This window comes from Serratia sp. FDAARGOS_506 (assembly GCF_003812745.1).
In the GTDB taxonomy this organism is placed as follows: Bacteria; Pseudomonadota; Gammaproteobacteria; order Enterobacterales; family Enterobacteriaceae; genus Serratia.
The window spans coordinates 674,970-693,446 of the sequence record NZ_CP033831.1; the positions used below are offsets into that span (position 1 = coordinate 674,970).

The 18,477-nt window shown below is 61.8% G+C and carries 16 protein-coding genes; 5 read left to right on the forward strand and 11 right to left on the reverse strand.

Annotation, left to right across the window (positions count from 1 at the left end; translation table 11 throughout):
• Positions 1-35: 35 nt before the first annotated feature.
• Positions 36-1,001: a PDR/VanB family oxidoreductase gene (locus EGY12_RS03480; protein WP_123892585.1), complete on the forward strand. Its 966-nt coding sequence runs from the start codon at positions 36-38 to the stop codon at positions 999-1,001.
• A gap of 30 nt (positions 1,002-1,031) precedes the next feature.
• Here EGY12_RS03480 and EGY12_RS03485 read toward each other — a convergent pair whose 3' ends face one another.
• The 4 genes from EGY12_RS03485 to EGY12_RS03500 all read right to left on the reverse strand — a co-directional run bounded on the left by EGY12_RS03485 (position 1,032) and on the right by EGY12_RS03500 (position 6,115).
• The gene (locus EGY12_RS03485; RefSeq protein WP_123892586.1) at positions 1,032-2,102 is read right to left on the reverse strand and encodes an ABC transporter ATP-binding protein; all 1,071 of its coding nucleotides are present in this window, start codon (positions 2,100-2,102) and stop codon (positions 1,032-1,034) included.
• Positions 2,095-3,864, reverse strand: a complete 1,770-nt coding sequence (locus EGY12_RS03490; protein ID WP_004931567.1) for an iron ABC transporter permease — start codon at positions 3,862-3,864, stop codon at positions 2,095-2,097. Before EGY12_RS03490 ends, EGY12_RS03485 begins: the two co-directional genes overlap by 8 nt.
• A gap of 78 nt (positions 3,865-3,942) precedes the next feature.
• Positions 3,943-5,031: an ABC transporter substrate-binding protein gene (locus EGY12_RS03495; RefSeq protein ID WP_049199325.1), complete on the reverse strand. Its 1,089-nt coding sequence runs from the start codon at positions 5,029-5,031 to the stop codon at positions 3,943-3,945.
• Positions 5,032-5,197: 166 nt separating this feature from the next.
• Positions 5,198-6,115 carry a DMT family transporter gene (locus EGY12_RS03500; protein ID WP_123892587.1) on the reverse strand — a complete coding sequence of 306 codons (918 nt, stop codon included), beginning with the start codon at positions 6,113-6,115 and terminating at the stop codon, positions 5,198-5,200.
• 291 nt (positions 6,116-6,406) lie between these two features.
• Between EGY12_RS03500 and EGY12_RS03505 the strand changes: the two genes are divergently transcribed.
• The 3 genes from EGY12_RS03505 (at position 6,407) to brnQ (ending at position 9,186) form a co-directional block, all read left to right on the forward strand.
• Complete coding sequence (locus EGY12_RS03505) at positions 6,407-6,739, forward strand: tRNA-binding protein (RefSeq protein WP_004931561.1); 333 nt, start codon at positions 6,407-6,409, stop codon at positions 6,737-6,739.
• A gap of 30 nt (positions 6,740-6,769) precedes the next feature.
• Entirely contained in the window at positions 6,770-7,651 is an 882-nt protein-coding gene (locus tag EGY12_RS03510; RefSeq protein ID WP_123892588.1) for a 2OG-Fe dioxygenase family protein, read from the forward strand.
• A 212-nt stretch (positions 7,652-7,863) separates the two neighbouring features.
• Positions 7,864-9,186 (forward strand): branched-chain amino acid transport system II carrier protein, encoded by a 1,323-nt coding sequence (gene brnQ / locus EGY12_RS03515; protein WP_123892589.1) that lies wholly within the window; start codon positions 7,864-7,866, stop codon positions 9,184-9,186.
• A gap of 69 nt (positions 9,187-9,255) precedes the next feature.
• Here the strand turns inward: brnQ and tkt are convergent, their stop codons facing one another.
• Entirely contained in the window at positions 9,256-11,250 is a 1,995-nt protein-coding gene (tkt, locus tag EGY12_RS03520) for a transketolase (RefSeq protein ID WP_123892590.1), read from the reverse strand.
• Between the two features lie 238 nt (positions 11,251-11,488).
• Here tkt and EGY12_RS03525 point away from each other — a divergent pair, with 238 nt between their 5' ends.
• Positions 11,489-12,241 (forward strand): M48 family metallopeptidase, encoded by a 753-nt coding sequence (locus EGY12_RS03525; RefSeq protein WP_019456034.1) that lies wholly within the window; start codon positions 11,489-11,491, stop codon positions 12,239-12,241.
• 41 nt (positions 12,242-12,282) lie between these two features.
• On the opposite strand, the gene EGY12_RS03530 is transcribed toward EGY12_RS03525, so the two are convergent.
• The 6 genes from EGY12_RS03530 to EGY12_RS03555 are packed head-to-tail and all read right to left on the reverse strand — an operon-like array spanning position 12,283 to position 18,405.
• Positions 12,283-13,923 (reverse strand): thiamine pyrophosphate-binding protein, encoded by a 1,641-nt coding sequence (locus EGY12_RS03530; protein WP_123892591.1) that lies wholly within the window; start codon positions 13,921-13,923, stop codon positions 12,283-12,285.
• 52 nt (positions 13,924-13,975) lie between these two features.
• Positions 13,976-15,445 carry an aldehyde dehydrogenase gene (locus EGY12_RS03535; RefSeq protein WP_123892592.1) on the reverse strand — a complete coding sequence of 490 codons (1,470 nt, stop codon included), beginning with the start codon at positions 15,443-15,445 and terminating at the stop codon, positions 13,976-13,978.
• Positions 15,446-15,461: 16 nt separating this feature from the next.
• Positions 15,462-16,256 carry an aspartate dehydrogenase gene (locus EGY12_RS03540; protein ID WP_123892593.1) on the reverse strand — a complete coding sequence of 265 codons (795 nt, stop codon included), beginning with the start codon at positions 16,254-16,256 and terminating at the stop codon, positions 15,462-15,464.
• Positions 16,257-16,271: 15 nt separating this feature from the next.
• The gene (locus EGY12_RS03545; protein WP_123892594.1) at positions 16,272-17,066 is read right to left on the reverse strand and encodes an SDR family oxidoreductase; all 795 of its coding nucleotides are present in this window, start codon (positions 17,064-17,066) and stop codon (positions 16,272-16,274) included.
• Positions 17,063-17,881, reverse strand: coding sequence for an alpha/beta fold hydrolase (locus tag EGY12_RS03550; protein ID WP_123892595.1), 819 nt, complete (start codon positions 17,879-17,881; stop codon positions 17,063-17,065). The genes EGY12_RS03545 and EGY12_RS03550 overlap by 4 nt, the downstream gene beginning before the upstream one ends.
• A complete protein-coding gene (locus EGY12_RS03555; protein ID WP_123892596.1) occupies positions 17,881-18,405 on the reverse strand; it encodes a cupin domain-containing protein in 525 nt (174 codons plus the stop codon). The genes EGY12_RS03550 and EGY12_RS03555 overlap by 1 nt, the downstream gene beginning before the upstream one ends.
• Between the last annotated feature and the right edge of the window lie 72 nt (positions 18,406-18,477).

An 18,477-nucleotide genomic window follows, 5' to 3' on the forward strand; every position in this document is an offset into this window, starting at 1 on the left:
CATGCGCGGGGACGCCCGCGCTTTGGAGCCAATGAATGACCAGCTATCAGATGCTTGATGTTCGCGTCGTCGACATCGAAACCGTCACCGCGCAGGTCAAGCGCTTTACCCTGGCGGATCCGCAAGGCCGGCCGCTGCCCGCCTTCAGCGGCGGCAGCCACATCATCGTGCAAATGCAGGACGGCGAGCAGCGTTACAGCAATGCCTATTCTCTGCTGAGCTCACCGTTCGAGCTCGACCGTTACCAGATCGCCGTGCGCCGTGAATCCCCTTCCAAAGGCGGTTCCGACTTCATGCATGATCGGCTGGCGATCGGCGATACGTTGACCATCAGCCCCCCCAATAACCTGTTCGCGCTGGCGCCGGAGGCGCAGCATCACGTGCTGATTGCCGGCGGCATCGGCATCACGCCGTTTATGGCCCATCTGCACGAGCTGCAGCGCAGCGGGCAACGCTATCATCTTCACTACTGCTTTCACAGCGAGGAACATAACGCCTTCCAGCAGCAGCTGACGCAAGCGCCGTTCACAGACAACGTCAGTTGCCATGTCTCCAGTCTTAACGGCCGGTTAGATCTGGCGCGCACGCTGGCCGACGTGGAGCCTGGAGCCCATATCTATGTCTGCGGCCCGGCGGCGCTGAACGAAGCGGTTTACCGGATTGCCGCCGAGTTGGGCATTGATGCCGGTCGCTTGCACAGCGAAGCCTTTGCCGCTGAAGATACGGCGGGCGGTGCCTTTACGCTGGTGCTGGCCCGGTCTGGCATTGAGCTTGAAGTGGCGGAAGACATGACCATCCTGCAGGCGCTGGAAAACAGCAAGGCGGCCAAGGTCGAGTGCCTGTGCCGCGAAGGCATCTGCGGCACCTGTGAAACCCGCATCGTCGAGGGGGAAGCCGATCACCGCGATCAGTATCTCAGTGACGAAGAGCGCGCGGCGCAGCAAACCCTGTTGATCTGCTGCTCGCGCGCCAAAGGCAACCGGCTGGTGTTGGATCTGTAAACGGAGCGCCCGCACCCACGGGCGTCCTGATTAGGCTTTCGGGAATATCCACAGATGATCGGCCGGCAGGGAGAGCCGGCACAGCGCCTGATCGCGCGCCTCGTGACCATAGGCGCGCACTACAAAATCCTCGGCCACGGTACGGAACAGGTATTCCCAGCGATCGCCGAGATACATGCTGGTCAACAGCGGCAGCTCAAGCTGGTTGCCCTGCGGATCTTCACCCAACCGCACGCGCTCCACGCGGATCACCGCCGAGCCCTCCTGGCCGACCTGCACGCCTTCGCCCGCTTTGCCCCACAGCGCCCAATCCTTACCTTCGATGCGCGCCCGGCCGCCTTCCAGCGCCACGATCTTGCCCGGCAAGCGGTTGTTGCTGCCCATGAACTCGGCGGTGAACAACGTGGTGGGCGAACCGTACATCTCCTGCGGCGTGCCCTGCTGCTCGATTTTGCCGTTATTGAGCAGCAGGATGCGATCGGAGATGGCCATCGCCTCGTTCTGATCGTGGGTCACCATCAGCGCCGACAGGCCAAGTTTGATGATCAACTCGCGCAGGAATACCCGCGCCTCTTCGCGCAGCTTGGCGTCGAGGTTGGACAGCGGCTCGTCCAGCAGGATCACCGGCGGGTTGTAGACCAGCGCACGTCCGATCGCCACGCGCTGCTGCTGGCCGCCGGAAAGTTGGTGCGGATGGCGCTTGGCCAGATGCCCCAACCCGAGCTGATCCAGCACCGCCTGCACCCACTGAGCGATTTCCGCCGAGGCGGTCTTACGCAGCTTCAGCGGGTAAGCGACGTTCTCAAACACCGTTTTATGCGGCCATAGCGCGTAGGACTGAAACACCAGCCCCAGGTTGCGCTCTTCAGCGGGAATTTCGCTGCGCGCGCTGCCGTTGTACACCGCGCTGTTGCCGATGACGATCCGCCCCTGGCTCGGTTTCTCCAGCCCGGCTACCGCCCGCAGCAGCGTGGTTTTGCCGCTGCCTGACGGGCCCAGCAGCGAAACTACTTCGCCCCGTTTCAGCTCCATCGACACCCCTTTCAGCACCGGGTTGTCGCCATAGGTCAAATGCAGATTCTCTACCGAAAGTTCAATCATGTAGTTTCACTCCAAAGCGCAAGGCGATCCCTAACCCCAGCACCACCAGCAGGATATTGATGAACGACAGCGCGGCGACGATATCGATAGCGCCCGCGGCCCACAGGGAAACCAGCATCGAGCCGATGGTTTCCGTGCCCGGAGACAGCAGATACACCCCGGTAGAATATTCGCGTTCAAAAATCAGGAACATCAGCAACCAGGAACCGATCAGGCCATAGCGCGACAGCGGAATGGTGACGTGGCGGGTGATCTGACCGCGGCTGGCGCCGGCGCTGCGCGCCGCCTCCTCCAGCTCCGGCCCTACTTGCAGCAGCGTGGAAGAGATCAGCCGCAGGCCGTAAGCCATCCACACCACGGTATACGCCAGCCAAACGCTGAAGATGGTGCTGCGCAGCGAACGCAGCCAGACGATCCAGTTAGCACGCAGCCACTCGGCCATTGGCAGCGCCGACAGCCAGCCCTCCTTGAGCGATTTGTCCAACCACATCGGCAGGAACAGAAACACCCACAGGAACGCCAGCCCGGCCAGCAGCCCCGGCACCGCACGCGGCACCAGCACGCTGTAGTCGAGGAAGCGCGTGGCGCCATCCGGCTTGCGGTGCATGGCGATGCCGATGAACAGATAGCACGCCACCGCCAACGCCCCGCCGATCACCCCGATCGCCATTGAGTTGACGATGGCGCGCAGCAGGTTGGGTTGCGCCCAGATGGTGCGGAAGGTGTTGATCGACAGCTCGTCCCAGACAGACACGCCCACGCCCCAGTTGGAGATAAAGGCGCGCAGCACCACGCCGATCAGCGGCACGCCGATGGTGACGGTCAGCCAGAACACCACCACCGCGCCGGCCACCCAGCGCCATTTGCCCAGCGGCAACGCGCGGGCCTGCGAGGCTTTGCCCTTGACGGTGACGAAACGGTTGGCGGTACGCATCAGACGGCGCTGCAGCATCACCAGCGGAATGGTGATGCAGATCAGCACCACCGCCACCGCCGCCATCAGGTGGTAAGACGGCGTGCCCAGCTTGTTGGTCAACTGGTACAGATAGGTCGCCAGCACCAGGTTGCCCTCCGGATCGCCCAGCACCAGCATCAGGCCGAACACTTCCAGCCCGAGGAAGAACAGCAACACCCCGGCATACAGGATAGAAGGCCGCACCATCGGCAGACTGACGGCGGTCATGACCTGCAGCGGCGTGGCGCCTGCGGTGCGCGCCGCTTCTTCAACGTCGGAGCCCACGCTGCGCAACGCCGAGGAGATATACAGATACGCGTGGGGCACGTGCGTCAATCCGGCTATCACCACGATGCTGGCCATCGAATAGATGTTCCACGGCACGAAGCCCAGCAGCGCCTCCGCCCACAGCGAGAAGAAGCCCACCGGCCCCGCCGCCACCACATAGCCGAACCCCAGCACCATCGGCGACACGAAGATCGGCACCAGAATCAGCGGCTCGATAATCCGCCGCCCCGGCAAATCGGTGCGCACCATCAGGAAGGCCAAAATGCCGCCGAGCGGAATGGCGATGATCACCAGCCCGAATGCCAGAATAAAGCCGCTCTTCAGCGCCTTGTAAAAATCCGGATCGGTAAAGATGAACTCGAAGGCCTCCAGGCTGAAGACCTTGGAAGGGGAGAAAAACGGAGCCGAGAGGAAGCTTTGAATAATGATAAACGACAGGGGGACATAGATAACCAACGCGGTTATCAACACCACCAAGCCGCGCGGCAGGCTCTGCCACTTTCTGCGCCATGCTTGCATAAATGCTCCCTATGGTTGTAACCGACGACCAAAGGGCGCGCGCCTTCGCGACAAGCGCGCGTCCGAATGCAGTCCCTGTTATTTCGCCGCAGCGGCGCGCCATTGTTTGATGTAATCGAGGCGTTTGGCCGGCTGCAGGTATTCCAGCAGGCTGTCGTCGACCGGAATCGGCTTAAGCGCGTTGCCCAGCAGCTTGGTCATGCCGTCGATGTCGTTCTTGCCTTCGATATCGTTGCGGATCGAGGGGATATCCGCCTGATTAGCGAGAATATTTTGCCCTTTCTCCGACAGCACGTAGTCGAACCACAGCTTGGCGGCATTAGGGTTGCCGGCCTCTTTGCTGATGAAGCTCACGCGCGACAGCACCAGGGTATAGTCTTTCGGATAGACGATGCCGAGCGATGGATCGCTCTTGGCGCGGGCCTCGGCGTACGAACCGAGGATATTGAAGCCGATCAGGTTTTCACCGGAGGAGACGCGCTCCATCATGGTGCCGGTGGAGGATTGCACCGCCAGCCCGCCCTTGGCCACATCGGCCAGCGTTTTGAAGTAGTTAGGATCGGCCTTGAAGTCCTGCACCGACAGCATGAAGCCGACGCCGGATTTTTCGATGTCGTAAGTGGTGACTTTCTTCTTGAATTTGTCCGTCTGGCCGGCGATCAGTTTAGCCAGCGCCGCGTGCGAATCCGGCACATCGCCTTGTGGGATCAGGCGCTTGTTATAGATAAACACCACGGGCTCATAGGTGGTGCCATACACCTTATCTTGCCATACCGCCCATTTCGGCAGTTGGGCCTGCTCGGGGGAAGTGTATTCCTGTGCGTAATCGCCCGCCAGTTTCAAAATGGTGTCCATCGACGAGCTCCACACCACGTCGCCGCTGGTGCCGCCGGCCGCCTGCTCACTGATGAAGCGGTTATACAGTTCGGTACTGTTCATGTCGTTGTATTCCACCTTGATGCCCGGATACAACGCCTCGAACCCCTGGATCAGCGGCGCCGCCGCCTTGGTGTCGGTGGTCGAGTAGATCACCACCTTGCCTTCTTTCTTCGCGCCGTCGACCAGTTTCTGATAGTCGGCGGGGTAACCCGCCGGGAAGGCCGCATAGGCGGAAACGGAGCCCAGTAAGGTGATTGCAGCTACGGTAGCGCTGATTTTTTTCATCATCATTCATCCCCTGATCACATTTAATAAACCAAAAATTAACATATAGTTAATAAGTGTGACGAGGCAACGGCGTTGCTTTGTTATCTTTCGGTTTTGTGAGGTTGACCGTTTTTCAGCCAATAAAAAAGCCCGGCAGCGCGGGCTTTACGGCACTTCCTATTGCAGACTATTCGGCCAGGCGAGAGCGCCGCAGCAGGCGAATTCGCTGTACGATGGCGACTCCCAGCAGCGTCAGCACAAATCCTGCCAGCTGCAGCAGCGACAGCGCCTCGCCAAACAGCGCGTAAGCCTGCAGCGCCGCCGCCGGCGGCACCAGCAGCATCAGCGCGGTAATGCGAGTCAAGTCGCCGTGGCGCACCATCCAGATGAACAACGCAGTGCCGCCCAGCGACAACACGCCGGCCGACCACAGCAGCGAGAACCACAGCGTCGGCGAATTATCCCAGGCGCCGGAGCCCATCACGGCCGCCAGCACGCCGGTCACGATCGCCGCGCCGAGGTGCTGAATCGCCCCCGCGGCCCGCAGATCGGCCGCCGCCAGCGAAGACTTTTGCACCATAATGCCAATCGTCAACGCGACGATGCTGCCAAAGCCCATCAGGATCGGCAACAGCGCCATATTGCCAACGTCGATACCGGTCAGCCGAGGGGAGAGCACCAGCGCAACGCCGATAAAACCGACCGCCAGCCCGGCCCAGGAACGCAACCCTATCGGCTTACGCAGCACCAGCACGAAAATCAGCGCGGTGAACAGCGGCTGCAATCCGCCGATCAGCGACATCACCCCGGCCGCCAGACCGTTCGCCACCGCCCACCAGCTTGCGGCGAGGTAAACGCCGTTCATCAGCATGCCGGTCAGCAGGTGCATCACGAACTGTCGTCCCTTGGGCCAGGCGCAATGCAGCGCCAGCAGAGCGAATACTGCGGCGGCGATCAAAAAGCGAAAGGTCAGGAAAAGATTGGGATCGGCATGATCCGCCACCGCCCGCGCGGCAATAAAACCGGTCGACCAAATTAATATCAGGAAAAGCGGCGCGATAAATGCTTTTCGCCGATCGCTTTTTTCGCGCTGGGTTATTTCCATATCACTACCTGAAGAATGCGATTGATGAATTAATGCGGAGCATACTAACCAATTTAACACTGGCTTAACAGCATCGACGCCGGCACCCATGCCTGCGTGGTGAACACAATGGCGGGAAATGATGAAGTTTCAATTTTATATAATTCACTAAGCTTATAATTAATTCCACCGCGTTACGATAATGTAAATTAATTGCTACATCAGGTATAACTATTCCCCTCTTGGCGACATTGTCGGGATAATCCCCCTTTGCTAGCCTTCCTGAAGCCACTTAATTAACTGGACTGACTCATGGCCGAAATCACTGATTTTATGAAACTGGATATGCGTATTGGCGAAATTATTTCCGTGGAATATAACGATAAGGCGTTAAAGCCCGCCTATAAGCTACGCATTGATTTCGGCGAAGAAATTGGTATTAAAAACAGCTCGGCGCAATTATGCGAAAACTATCAGGAAGATGATCTGCTCGGCAGAAAAGTCATCTCCGTCGTTAATTTTCCCGCCAGGCGGGTTGCCGGATTTAAATCCGAAGTTCTGGTACTTGCCGCGGTCACCCGGGATCAAGGCACCGTCTTGCTGAAACCCGATTTCGACGTGGAGATCGGCAGCAAGATTTTATAACCGCCACATCATTCGTGAGGCCACCGAGAAATGCGACAGTTATCCCTGCTTGATGAAGTTAAGAAGGCGTACCAGGAACACCGTTCTACCTTTATCCCCGGCGCCACCATGCAAGCGATCCTGCTGGCGCTGGGCGCGCGGCCGGAAGATTTCGCCAAGCTGCAGCAGGTCAGCGGCAATCTGGCGGACGATCCCACGTTGCCTTTCCGCAAGTCCAGAAACGGCCGTTTCTGTTTCGACTTCGATCGCGCGCGGATTGAGCGGCTGGAGTTCCAGCCTTTTGTGCTCTCGGTCGAGGAAGACTTCATCCGCTACGATTCGGGAAAGGTGCGCCACTTCCGCGGCATCAACGACGATCTGCAGTTGAATACGGCATTTCAGGCGCTGATGAAATTCAAAGCCTACGTGATCGATGGCGTGAGCGTGACGCCGCGCGCCCGGCTTAATCAGGAGATCAACAAGTTCGTCTGTACCGTGTTCAACCTGCGCACCGTCACCACACCGCAGATGCTGGGTGAACCGGCGCTGGAAGGTGTGCACAGCGACGGCGTCGACCACACCATGACGACCTTCCTCGGCTGCGACAACATGACCGACGACAGCGCCAAGACCTTTATTCACGACATGCGCGAGACCAGCGGGATCAAATTCGATCGGGCCCGGCCAGAATGGATTTTGGGCGAAATACAGCATCGGCATTTCCTCGATACCCTGCTGATTGTCGACCATGAACGCAAACATAGCCTCTCACCGGTGGAAGCGCAGGACAAACGCCGGGATTCGACCCGCGATATGCTGATCTTTTTCACCCGCAAACCGGTCGAAGACGGCCACGTCTCCTTCGCGTATGACTCTTTCAAACCGCATATCGAAATCCCGCTGTCGATAGATATGGTGGCGCGCGCGAGCTAACGCACTGTCGGGCCGGCCGCCATGCTCCCTCTGTGCGGCCGGTTCACGCCAGGATAAACAGCGCTGTATTAATCAGGTTTTTGTCGCCGAATTATTATATCCTGCCGGACGAAAATTTTGCGGGCGCTCGCTGCCCCCTGCGCCTGCCCTCTGCAGTTCTCCATTCCGCAGCAGGCCGTTTATTTCATGAATACAGGCAGTGCCATACCGTTATGACCAAGAATTTATCCCCGAAAGACATTATCGCCCTGGGCTTTATGACCTTCGCCCTGTTTGTCGGCGCCGGCAACATCATTTTCCCACCGCTGGTGGGGCTGCAGTCCGGCGAACATCTGTGGCCGGCCGCCCTCGGTTTCATGGTGACCGCCGTCGCCTTGCCGGTGATCGCCGTGATCGCGCTGGCGCGCGTCGGCGGCAGCATCAGCCTGCTGACCAGCCCCATCGGCCGCACTGCCGGCCTGCTGTTGGCGACCGTCTGCTATCTGGCGCTCGGCCCGCTGTTCGCCACGCCGCGAACCGCCAATGTCTCTTTCGCCCTCGGCATCGCGCCCTTCACCGGCGACGGCGCCCTGCCGCAGTTCATCTACAGCCTGCTGTTCTTTACCCTGGCGATGATTGTCTCGCTGTATCCCGGCCGGTTGCTCGATAACGTCGGCCATATTCTGGCGCCGCTGAAAATTCTGGCGCTGGCAGCGCTCGGCATCGCCGCCCTGGTTTGGCCCGCCGGTGAACCGATCTCCGCCGTTGGCAGCTATCAGGCATCGGCGTTTTCCACCGGCTTCGTGCAGGGTTATCAAACCATGGACACACTGTCGGCGCTGATGTTCGGCTCGATTATCGTCACCGCAGCCCGTTCGCGCGGCGTCAGCGACAGCGGCCTGCTGCTGCGCTACACCCTGTGGGCCAGCCTGATCGCCGGCGTCGGCCTGACGCTGGTCTATATCTGCATGTTCAAACTCGGCGCCGGCAGCGGCAGCCTGGTCGAGAGTGGCGCTCAGGATGGCGCGGCGATCCTTCACGCCTACGTACAACACACCTTCGGCGATCTGGGCAGCGTCTTTATGGCGGTACTGATGTTCATCGCCTGCCTGGTGACGGCGGTCGGCATGACCTGCGCCTGCGCGGACTTCTTCTCCCGCTACCTGCCGCTCTCTTATCGTGCGCTGGTGGTTATCCTCGCCCTCTTCGCCATGCTGGTCTCCAACATGGGGCTGGCCAATCTGATCCGCGTCTCGCTGCCGGTGCTGACGGCGATCTATCCACCCTGCATCGCACTGGTGTTGCTCAGCTTCAGCCAGAATCGCTGGCGCAGCGCCAAGCGCGTCTTCGCGCCGGTGATTGCCACCAGCCTGGTGTTTGGCCTCGCCGACGGTCTGAAGGCCTCCAGCTTCAGCGGCCTGCTGCCCGCCTGGTTCGATAAGCTGCCGCTGGCCGAACAGGGTCTGGTCTGGCTGCAGCCTACGCTGCTGGTGCTGTTGCTGGCGGCGGCTTACGACCGGTTGCGCAGCGTCGAAAGCGCCAACGCCGCGTCGTAAGCGCGGGTTTCGCCCATAAAAAAAGCCGGTCGCAATGACCGGCTTTTTTATCGGCTTGCACCAGGCGGCTTACTTCAGCAGCGCCTGTGCCTTCGCCACCACGTTGTCCACGGTGAAGCCGAACTCGGCGAACAGCTGCTCCGCCGGCGCCGACTCACCGAAGGTGGTCATCCCCACGATGGCGCCGTTCAGGCCCACGTACTTGTACCAGTAGTCCGCGATACCCGCTTCCACCGCCACGCGCGCCGTTACCGCCGCCGGCAACACCGACTCGCGGTACGCCGCATCCTGCTTGTCGAACGCGTCGGTCGACGGCATCGACACCACGCGCACCTTGCGGCCCGCCGCGGTCAGCTTGTCCGCCGCTTCCACCGTGATGCCCACTTCGGAGCCGGTGGCAATCAGGATGACCTCCGGCGTGCCCGCGCAGTCTTTCAGCACGTAGCCGCCGCGGTACACGTTCGCCAGCTGCTCCGCGGTGCGCGGCTGCTGGGTCAGGTTCTGGCGCGAGAACACCAGCGTGGTCGGGCCGTCGTTGCGCTCGATGCCGTACTGCCACGCCACCGCCGACTCCACCTGGTCGCACGGACGCCAGGTGCTCATGTTCGGGGTCACGCGCAGGCTCGCCAGCTGCTCCACCGGCTGGTGGGTCGGGCCGTCTTCGCCCAGACCGATGGAGTCGTGGGTGTAGACGAACACGTTGCGCAGCTTCATCAGCGCCGCCATGCGCACCGCGTTGCGGGCGTATTCCACGAACATCAGGAAGGTCGCCGAGTACGGCAGGAAGCCGCCGTGCAGCGCGATGCCGTTGGTGATGGCGGTCATGCCGAACTCGCGCACGCCGTAATGAATGTAGTTGCCCGCCGGGTCAACGTTCAGCGCTTTCGAGCCGGACCACATGGTCAGGTTGCTCGGCGCCAGGTCGGCAGAGCCGCCCAGGAACTCCGGCAGCACCTTGCCGAACGCTTCCAGCGCGTTCTGCGATGCCTTGCGGCTGGCGATGTTGGCCGGGTTGGCCTGCAGTTTTTCCACGAACGCCTTGGCGTCGGCTTTCCAGTCGGCCGGCAGCTCGCCATTCATGCGGCGCTTGAACTCGGCGGCCAGTTCAGGGAAGGCCTTGGCGTAGGCGGCAAACTTGTCGTTCCAGGCCGCTTCCTTGGCTTGACCGGCTTCCTTGGCGTCCCACTGGGCGTAGATGTCCTGCGGGATTTCAAAGGCGGCGTATTTCCAGCCCAGCGCTTCGCGGGTGGCGGCCACTTCGGCGGCGCCCAGCGCGGCACCGTGCACGTCATGGGTGCCGGCCTTGTTCGGCGAACCGAAGCCGATAACGGTTTTGCACATCAGCAGCGACGGCTTGTCGGTCACCTTGCGGGCTTCTTCAATCGCCGCCTTGATGGCGTCCGGGTTGTGGCCGTCGACGTTGCGCACCACGTGCCAGCCATAGGCTTCGAAACGCAGGGCGGTGTCGTCGGTGAACCAGCCGTCGACGTGGCCGTCGATGGAGATGCCGTTGTCATCGTAGAAAGCGGTCAGCTTGCCGAGCTTGAGGGTACCGGCCAGAGAGCAGACTTCGTGCGAGATGCCTTCCATCATGCAGCCGTCGCCCATGAAGGCGTAGGTGTGGTGGTCGACGATGTCGTGGCCAGGGCGGTTGAACTGCGCCGCCAGGGTGCGTTCGGCGATGGCGAAGCCGACGGCGTTGGCGATGCCCTGGCCCAGCGGGCCGGTGGTGGTTTCAACGCCTGGGGTGTAGCCGTACTCCGGGTGGCCTGGGGTCTTGGAGTGCAGCTGACGGAAGTTTTCCAGCTCGCGCATCGGCAGGTCGTAGCCGGTGAGGTGCAGGAGGCTGTAAATCAACATGGAGCCGTGGCCGTTGGAGAGCACGAAACGGTCGCGGTCAGCCCAGTGCGGGTTAGTCGGGTTGTGGTTGAGGTAATCACGCCACAGGACTTCGGCGATGTCCGCCATGCCCATAGGGGCACCCGGGTGGCCGGAATTTGCTTTTTGTACGGCGTCCATGCTGAGTGCGCGGATGGCGTTGGCAAGCTCTTTACGAGAGGACATGTTTTACTCCAGGTCGGATAAAAAAAGCAGTCAAGTTCCCTATTTTCTCAGACTCCGCATCACAACGGCAATCCCTAATGCCAAATGAGAGCGAGTTCACCACTTATTAGCACGATTGGACGCTTTTTCGGAATAACACTATTCTCGCCCCGTCTGACGTACACTAGGCTCTTGCGACAAGATTTCCTCCAAGCAAAATGATTCTTTTACCTTGTTACCTTCACAGGAAGATGGCGTTATGAAGATCCGTACCTCTTTGATTGCGTTGGGCATTGCCACCTTGGCAACCGGCTGTCAAAACCTGAATACCGAAACCTTGATGCAGTCCGGCGCGCAGGCGTTCCAAGCGGCGACCCTGAGCAATAACGACGTTAAGGCCCTGAGTGATAAATCCTGTGCCGAGATGGACAGCAAGGCACAAATCGCGCCGGCCGACAGCACCTACGCCAAACGTCTCAACAAAATCGCCGCAGCGCTGGGCGACAACATCAACGGCACCCCGGCCAACTATAAGGTCTATGTGACCAAAGACGTCAACGCCTGGGCGATGGCCAACGGCTGCATTCGCGTCTACAGCGGCCTGATGGACATGATGAACGACAACGAAGTGGAAGGCGTGCTGGGCCACGAAATGGGCCACGTGGCGCTGGGCCACACCCGCAAGGCGATGCAGGTGGCTTACGGCACCGTGGCGCTGCGCACCGCGGCGTCCTCCGCCGGCGGCGTCATCGGCTCGCTGTCGCAGTCGCAGCTGGCGGACATCGGCGAGAAGCTGGTCAGCGCCCAGTTCTCGCAGAAGCAGGAAAGTGAAGCGGATGATTACTCGTTCGATCTGCTGAAAAAGCGCGGCATCGATCCGAACGGCCTGGCCACCAGCTTCGAGAAGCTGGCCCAGATGGAAGCCGGCCGCCAGAGCAGCCTGTTCGACGATCACCCTTCTTCTCAAGCGCGCGCGCAGCACATTCGCGATCGCATCGCAGCAGAGAAATAACCACGAGAACGCCCGGCAATCGCCGGGCGTTTTTTATCGTATTAATACAGCGTTTTCTGTGGCGGCCCGGCGAAAGTCAGCGGCCCTACCTGCTTCATGTCCACCTCGACCACCGACGGCCCTGGGTAGTTGATCGCTTCGGCCAGCACACCGTTGAACTGTGCCGCTGCGTCCACCTTCCAGGCTTTCAGCCCCATCGCTTCGGCGATCTGGGTGAACGCCGGCGTATGCAGCTCGTTGTAATATTGGCGCCCGGCGAAGTACTTGTCCTGAATGCCGCGCATCACGCCATAACCGCCGTCGTTCATGATCAGCAGGGTGATATTCACCTGTTCTTGCGCCATGGTTGCCAACTCGCCCAGGCCCAGCGCCAGACCACCGTCGCCCACCAGCCCCACCACCTTACGCTGCGGGTTGGCGATTGCGGTGCCGATCGCCATCGGCAACCCCATACCAATGGCGCCGGCCAGCGAGTGAATGTTGCACAGCGGCGAGATCGCCCGGAACAGACGGCTGCCCCAGACGCTGCCGGAAACGGTGATATCGCGCACCAGCAATCCGTCCTGCGGCAGCGCGGCGTCGATGGCGTCATTGAGTTTGGCGTATTCACCGGACTGCTGGCGCAGCGCACTCTCCGCCTGCCGCACCGCTCCCGCTATCTCAGCATCCCACTCGGCGTTGACCTTCTCGCCGGGGCTCAGCCGCGCCGCCAGCGCCGCGAGCAACGCCGCACAGTCGCCGTTGATCTGTTCATCGGCCAGGTAGTTGCGGTTGGCCGCCGCCGGATCGATGTCAATCTGCACCAGCGGGCGCGGCAGCGGCAGCGTCCAGGTACGAGTTTCATTACTGCGCAGGCGCGAACCGGCCACCAGCGTCAGGTCACACTGCGTCAGGATCGCTTCGATGCTCGGTGAGTTATGGAACGCCCGCAGGCTGCGCGGATGGCTGTCCGGCAGAATGCCGCGCCCGTGGGTGCTGGAGATCACCGCCACGCCGGCATCCGCCAGCTTGCGCACCGCGTCGCCGCAGCCCAAGGCGCCGCCGCCTAACCACAGCAGCGGACGCTTGGCCTGTTTCAGCCGCTGATGCAACCGCTCCACCGCTGCGGCGTCCGCCTTCGGCAGCGGTGCCGGCGCCAATGGCTCGGTCAGTACTGAACGGGAAACCAGACTGCTTTGAATATCGATGGGGATCTCGACCGCCACCGGGCCGCAGGGCACGGTTTGCGCATCCAGGATCGCCCGTTGGATCACTGCCACCGCCTGCTCCGGCGAATTGACCCGGTAAGCGCGCTTGGAGCAGGCACGCAGAAAGCCGAGCTGATCGCGGGTTTCATGAATAAAACCGGCGTCGGCGTCCAGATACGCTTTTTCCACCTGGCCGGTGATATGCAGCAGCGGCGTGTTGGCGTTGAGCGCCTCAATCATCGCCCCCACCGCGTTGCCGGCGCCGGCGCCGGTGCTGGTCAACGCTACGCCCAGGCCGGAGAAACGCCCGTGCGCGTCGGCCATGGTGACCGCGCCTGCTTCACCGCGCGCCGGCACAAAGCGGATCTTATCGCGCTGCCCTACCGCATCGGCGATCGGCAGATTATGAATCGAAATGATGCCGTACATCGCCGACACCGCGTACTGTTCCAAAGTCCGGGCTATCGCCTCGCCAACCGTGATTTTATCGCTCATCATCTGCCTTCTTAGGGTATTCGTTATTGGGGTTATGCGTAGAGGTGTCGGCCTAGTCGCTCCAGCGGTTCACCTGATGGCCCAGCGCCAGATACACACTTTTCTGCTGCATGTAGGCCTTGATGCCGTTCAGGCCCTTTTCGCGGCCCAGCCCGCTTTCCTTGAAACCGCCGAACGGCGTGGAAATCGAGAACGTTTTGTAGGTGTTGACCCAGACGGTGCCGGTTTCCAGCCGCTCCGCCAGCGCCATCGCGCGAGGGAAGTCGCGGCTCCAGATGCCGGCTGCCAGGCCGTACACCGAGTCGTTGGCCTGTTCGATCAGCTGTTGCTCATCGTCAAACGGCAACGCCACCAGCACCGGGCCGAAGATCTCTTCCTGACAAACGCGGGCGTCATTGTTCAAACCTTCAATGATGGTCGGCAGGTAATAGCTGCCGCTCGCCAGTTGCGGATCGGCCGGTGCTTCGCCGCCGATGACCACCCGGCCGCCCTCTTGCCGCGCCAGCGCCACGTAGTCCGCCACGCTTTGCCTATGTTTGGCGCTGATCAGCGGGCCGAGATGCACGCCCGGCGTCAACGGGTTGCCGATGCGCAGCCCCGCTGTCAGTTCGGTCAAGCGCGCCAGCAGCGGCTGATACAGCGAACGATGCACGAACAGCCGCGAACCGGCGATGCACGCCTGGCCGGCAGAGCTGAAAATGCCGTAGCAGATGCCGCGCGCCGCCTGCTCCAGATCGGCGTCCTCCAGCACGATGGTCGGCGATTTTCCCCCCAGCTCCAGCGAGGTGGGGATCAACTTGTCGGCGGCGATGTGCGCCAAATGACGCCCGGTATTGGTCCCGCCGGTAAAAGAGATCTTTTTCACCAGCGGATGGCGCGCCAACGCCTCGCCGATCACCGAACCTTTGCCCGGCAACACGCTGAGCAGCCCGGCCGGCAGGCCCGCCTGTTCGAACAGCTCGGCCAGCTTCAACGCCATCAGCGGCGTGGCTTCGGCCGGTTTGAGTACCACCGCGTTGCCCGCCGCCAGCGCCGGTGCCACCTTCTGCATTTCGCTGGCAATCGGCGAGTTCCACGGCGTAATGGCGGCGATCACCCCCATCGGTTGATACTGGCTGAGGGTCATCACCTCGGCGCTGCGCGGGGTCGGCAGCTCACCTTCCAACACCTCGCAGGCGGCCGCAAAGTAGCGCGCGGTCGCCGCTGCGCTGGCCACCAGCCCACGGGTCTCCGCCAGCGGCTTACCGTTGTCGCGAGTTTGCAGCTCAGCCAGCTGTTCCTGCTGCGCCAGGATCAGATTGCTGACGCGGTAGAGGATCGAGGCGCGTTGGTGCGGCACCAGTCCACGCCATTCCGGCGCGCGCCAGGCGCGTTCCGCTGCTTCCACCGCCTCGTTCACGTCCTCGACGTTCGCGGCGCGTAGCCGCGCGTTGACGCTGCCGTCGGCCGGGAATACCGAAGCCATCTCCTCGCCACGCCCTTCACGCCAGCGCCCGGCGACAAAAATATTCAATCGTTCCATGCTCCGCTCCTGCCGTTCAGGCAATAAAACCGCCGTCCACCAGACGGCGGCAGGCTTGTACCGCGCTCAGCGCCGCCAGGGTTGATGTTTTGGGATTGCTCGCCAGCGGGGTGCCGCTCAGCTCGATGTGAAATTCGCCAAAGTCGCCACACACCTGCAGGCGATGAGTATTACGCCGGGTGGCAGGATCGACCTGCAGGCGCACCCGGGTAGCGTCCATCCCCAGGCCGTTGAGCGCAATGGTGGCCGCCACGTTGGCATTGGCCGGGAACAAACGCGCCGCTTCGCGCGCCGAACCTTCAAAAAACACCTGCGCTTCACTCACCGCATCGAGGTCGATCAACTGTTCCGCCGGGCTGCCGCGCCAGCTGGCCGGGCTTTTGCTGGCCTGATAGGTCACGCTCTCCAACCCGCCTTCGCGTGCCGACGCCAGCCCGTCCATCCCCGCCACCGCACCGGACAGCACGATCAGCTGCCCGTGATGACTGCGACAAACCTGCTGCAGCCGCTGTTGCAATGCGGCGTCCGCCAGCGCGCCGGTCGAGATCACCGCCAGCGGCCAACCGCGCTGCAGCACCGCTTCGCTGAACTCCACCACCGCCTGCTGACTGGCGCACTCCAGCACCAGATCCGGCCGCTGCGAACACTGATCTGGATGAGTCAGCGCCTTCACTCGCCCGCCAAAGGCCTCGGCGATCGCCGCATGATGAGCTGTGCGCGCCAGGATCCAGCCGACCTCCACGCCCTCCGGCAAACGGGCGATCACTTCCTTCGCCATCGCGCCATAGCCAATCATCATGATCTTCTTCATCTTTCTCGGCCCCTGCTACACATGGCGGTTAAAGCCGCCGGAAACGTCCAACGCCGCCCCGGTGGTAAAGGAAGCCAGCGGCGAAGCGAGGAACAGCAGCGCCTGCGCCGGCTCCTGCGGTTTGCCCAGGCGTTTCATCGGGATGCCGCGACGTTCAGCGATCGCCGCCGTCCACTGCTCCCAGCTTTGATCTTTATCGCTGCGATCGTCGAAACGGCGGCGCCACTGGCCCGATTCCACCATCCCCAACAAGATCGAATTAACGCGTATACCTTTGCCCACCAGCTCTTTCGACAACGTCAGCGTCATGTTGAGCAGTGCGGCACGCGCCGCCGAGGTGGCGATCATGTGTTCTTCCGGCTGCAGCGCCAGCAGCGAGTTCACGCAGGTGATCGACGCGATCTCCGAGCGTTCCAGCGCCGGTAAGAACGCCTGCACCGGATTGATCACGCCGAACAGCTTCAGCTCGGCTTCATGCAGCCAGGCTTCGCGCGGCGTCTGGTCAAAATGGGCGACGAAGCCCTGACCGGCGTTGTTGATCAGCAGATCCACGCCGCCGAAATGCGCCGTCACCTGAGCGGCGAACTGCGTCACCTGCTGCGCGTCCAGTACGTCACAGCGCAGCGCCAGGATATCCGCCTGCGGAAACTCCGCGCGCAGGCTGGCCTCTGCGCCGGCCAGTTTGTCCGGATCGCGGCCGCAGAACGCCACCTTCGCCCCTTCGGCCAGCAGCAGCTTCAGGGTTTCGAAACCGATGCCCGACGAGCCGCCGGTCACCACCGCCACCCGATTCTCAAGCTGAAAATTCATCGTTGGATTGCTCCCGTAAAGTCCCGCAAATAGCGGTTGAAACACGCCGGCGCATCGAGGTAGCTGGCATGACCGGCGGCGGCGATCAGACGCAATGTCGCATCCTGCTCTCGCGCCAGCTCGGCCGCATTCTCCGGCGGCGTAATGCGATCCTGTTCACCGCACCACACCTCCAGCGGGCCGCGATAGCGCGCCAGATAACGGCTGACATCATCATTGGCCAGCATCCAGGCGGCACTCAGAAAACCGTCGGGATCGAGCTGCTGCATGCCGTTGCGCACCCAGGCGATATCCTGAGGATCCGCCCCTTCGCGCAGCAATGCCGCCGCCCGCTGCTCGCCGTAGCCCACCGGCCCCAACGTTTCTATCATCTGTTGGCGCTGGCTATACACCTGCCGACGTTTTTCTTCCGGCGCCGTGGCATAGCCCTGCGCCGGATCCGCCAACACCAATCCACACAGCCCATCAGGATTGCCGGCGGCATAGGCGCTGCCAATCAGCGCCCCCAGCGAATGGCCGACGATCAGCGGCTGCGCCAGCTGCAGCTCATCAATCAGCGCAGCCAACGCCGCCGCATAACCGGCGGCATCGGCCTGCGGATCCGCCAACGGCAGGCTGCCGCCGTACCCCGGTGCGTCCCACGCCAACAGACGGTGGCCATCCGTCAGGCCGTTATCGTTGAACTGCTTGATCCACGAGGCCGATCCGGAGCTGATGCCGTGCAGCAACACCACCGGCCGCCCCTGCCCGGCCTCGCGCCAGCTCAGGGTGTACGCCCCGCAGCGCGCTCGTTGGAGTTGCGCCAGGCCGTTCATCAGTTGCGCTTCACTTTGGACAGCGGGTGATCCGCCGGATAAGTCGGGATCTCCGGCTTGGCCGTGCCGAGCATCACGCACATCAGCGCCTCTTCCTCGCCGTGGTTGAACAGGCCGCGATACACCCCCGCCGGCACCGAGATCAGATCGCGCTCTTTCAGCCTGGTCTCGTAATACTCGTCCCCGTCCTGAATCATCAGCGTGATGCTGCCTTTCAGCATGAAGAACACTTCTTCGACGTCGTCGTGCAGGTGCAGTGGCCCCTCGCACTTCGACGGCAGCACCATGGTGGAAAAGGTGAAATTGCCCGCCGGAATGGTGTTGGCGTCGCTGGCCACGCCGGTAGCGCCGGTGCCGATGTAGCGCATCTGCGCGCGGCGATATTTCGGATCGAAGTCGGCCTGGAATTTCAGCGCGTTCCAGTCGTATTTACGGCCTTCGAAACGGGCGATGCGCGACTCCACCCAATTTTCCATCGACAGATCCTGCGGCTTGACGCCGGCTTTGTTCTCAACCTGAGACATGTTGTCACTCCTCTGTTGAATCAAATGGTTATCCCCTTCGTCTTTCACGCTGTGGCGCTGTTGGCTGCATTC

Bases quoted from the DNA above. Each gene is read 5' to 3' on its own strand.
- tkt (WP_123892590.1), bottom strand. From the start codon at position 11,250: ATGTCCTCTCGTAAAGAGCTTGCCAACGCCATCCGCGCACTCAGCATG.
- EGY12_RS03535 (WP_123892592.1), bottom strand. From the start codon at position 15,445: ATGGAACGATTGAATATTTTTGTCGCCGGGCGCTGGCGTGAAGGGCGT.
- EGY12_RS03540 (WP_123892593.1), bottom strand. From the start codon at position 16,256: ATGAAGAAGATCATGATGATTGGCTATGGCGCGATGGCGAAGGAAGTG.
- EGY12_RS03485 (WP_123892586.1), bottom strand. From the start codon at position 2,102: ATGATTGAACTTTCGGTAGAGAATCTGCATTTGACCTATGGCGACAAC.
- EGY12_RS03490 (WP_004931567.1), bottom strand. From the start codon at position 3,864: ATGCAAGCATGGCGCAGAAAGTGGCAGAGCCTGCCGCGCGGCTTGGTG.
- EGY12_RS03510 (WP_123892588.1), top strand. From the start codon at position 6,770: ATGCGACAGTTATCCCTGCTTGATGAAGTTAAGAAGGCGTACCAGGAA.
- EGY12_RS03525 (WP_019456034.1), top strand. From the start codon at position 11,489: ATGAAGATCCGTACCTCTTTGATTGCGTTGGGCATTGCCACCTTGGCA.
- EGY12_RS03495 (WP_049199325.1), bottom strand. From the start codon at position 5,031: ATGATGAAAAAAATCAGCGCTACCGTAGCTGCAATCACCTTACTGGGC.
- EGY12_RS03550 (WP_123892595.1), bottom strand. From the start codon at position 17,881: ATGAACGGCCTGGCGCAACTCCAACGAGCGCGCTGCGGGGCGTACACC.
- EGY12_RS03530 (WP_123892591.1), bottom strand. From the start codon at position 13,923: ATGAGCGATAAAATCACGGTTGGCGAGGCGATAGCCCGGACTTTGGAA.
- EGY12_RS03555 (WP_123892596.1), bottom strand. From the start codon at position 18,405: ATGTCTCAGGTTGAGAACAAAGCCGGCGTCAAGCCGCAGGATCTGTCG.
- EGY12_RS03545 (WP_123892594.1), bottom strand. From the start codon at position 17,066: ATGAATTTTCAGCTTGAGAATCGGGTGGCGGTGGTGACCGGCGGCTCG.
- EGY12_RS03480 (WP_123892585.1), top strand. From the start codon at position 36: ATGACCAGCTATCAGATGCTTGATGTTCGCGTCGTCGACATCGAAACC.
- EGY12_RS03505 (WP_004931561.1), top strand. From the start codon at position 6,407: ATGGCCGAAATCACTGATTTTATGAAACTGGATATGCGTATTGGCGAA.
- EGY12_RS03500 (WP_123892587.1), bottom strand. From the start codon at position 6,115: ATGGAAATAACCCAGCGCGAAAAAAGCGATCGGCGAAAAGCATTTATC.
- brnQ (WP_123892589.1), top strand. From the start codon at position 7,864: ATGACCAAGAATTTATCCCCGAAAGACATTATCGCCCTGGGCTTTATG.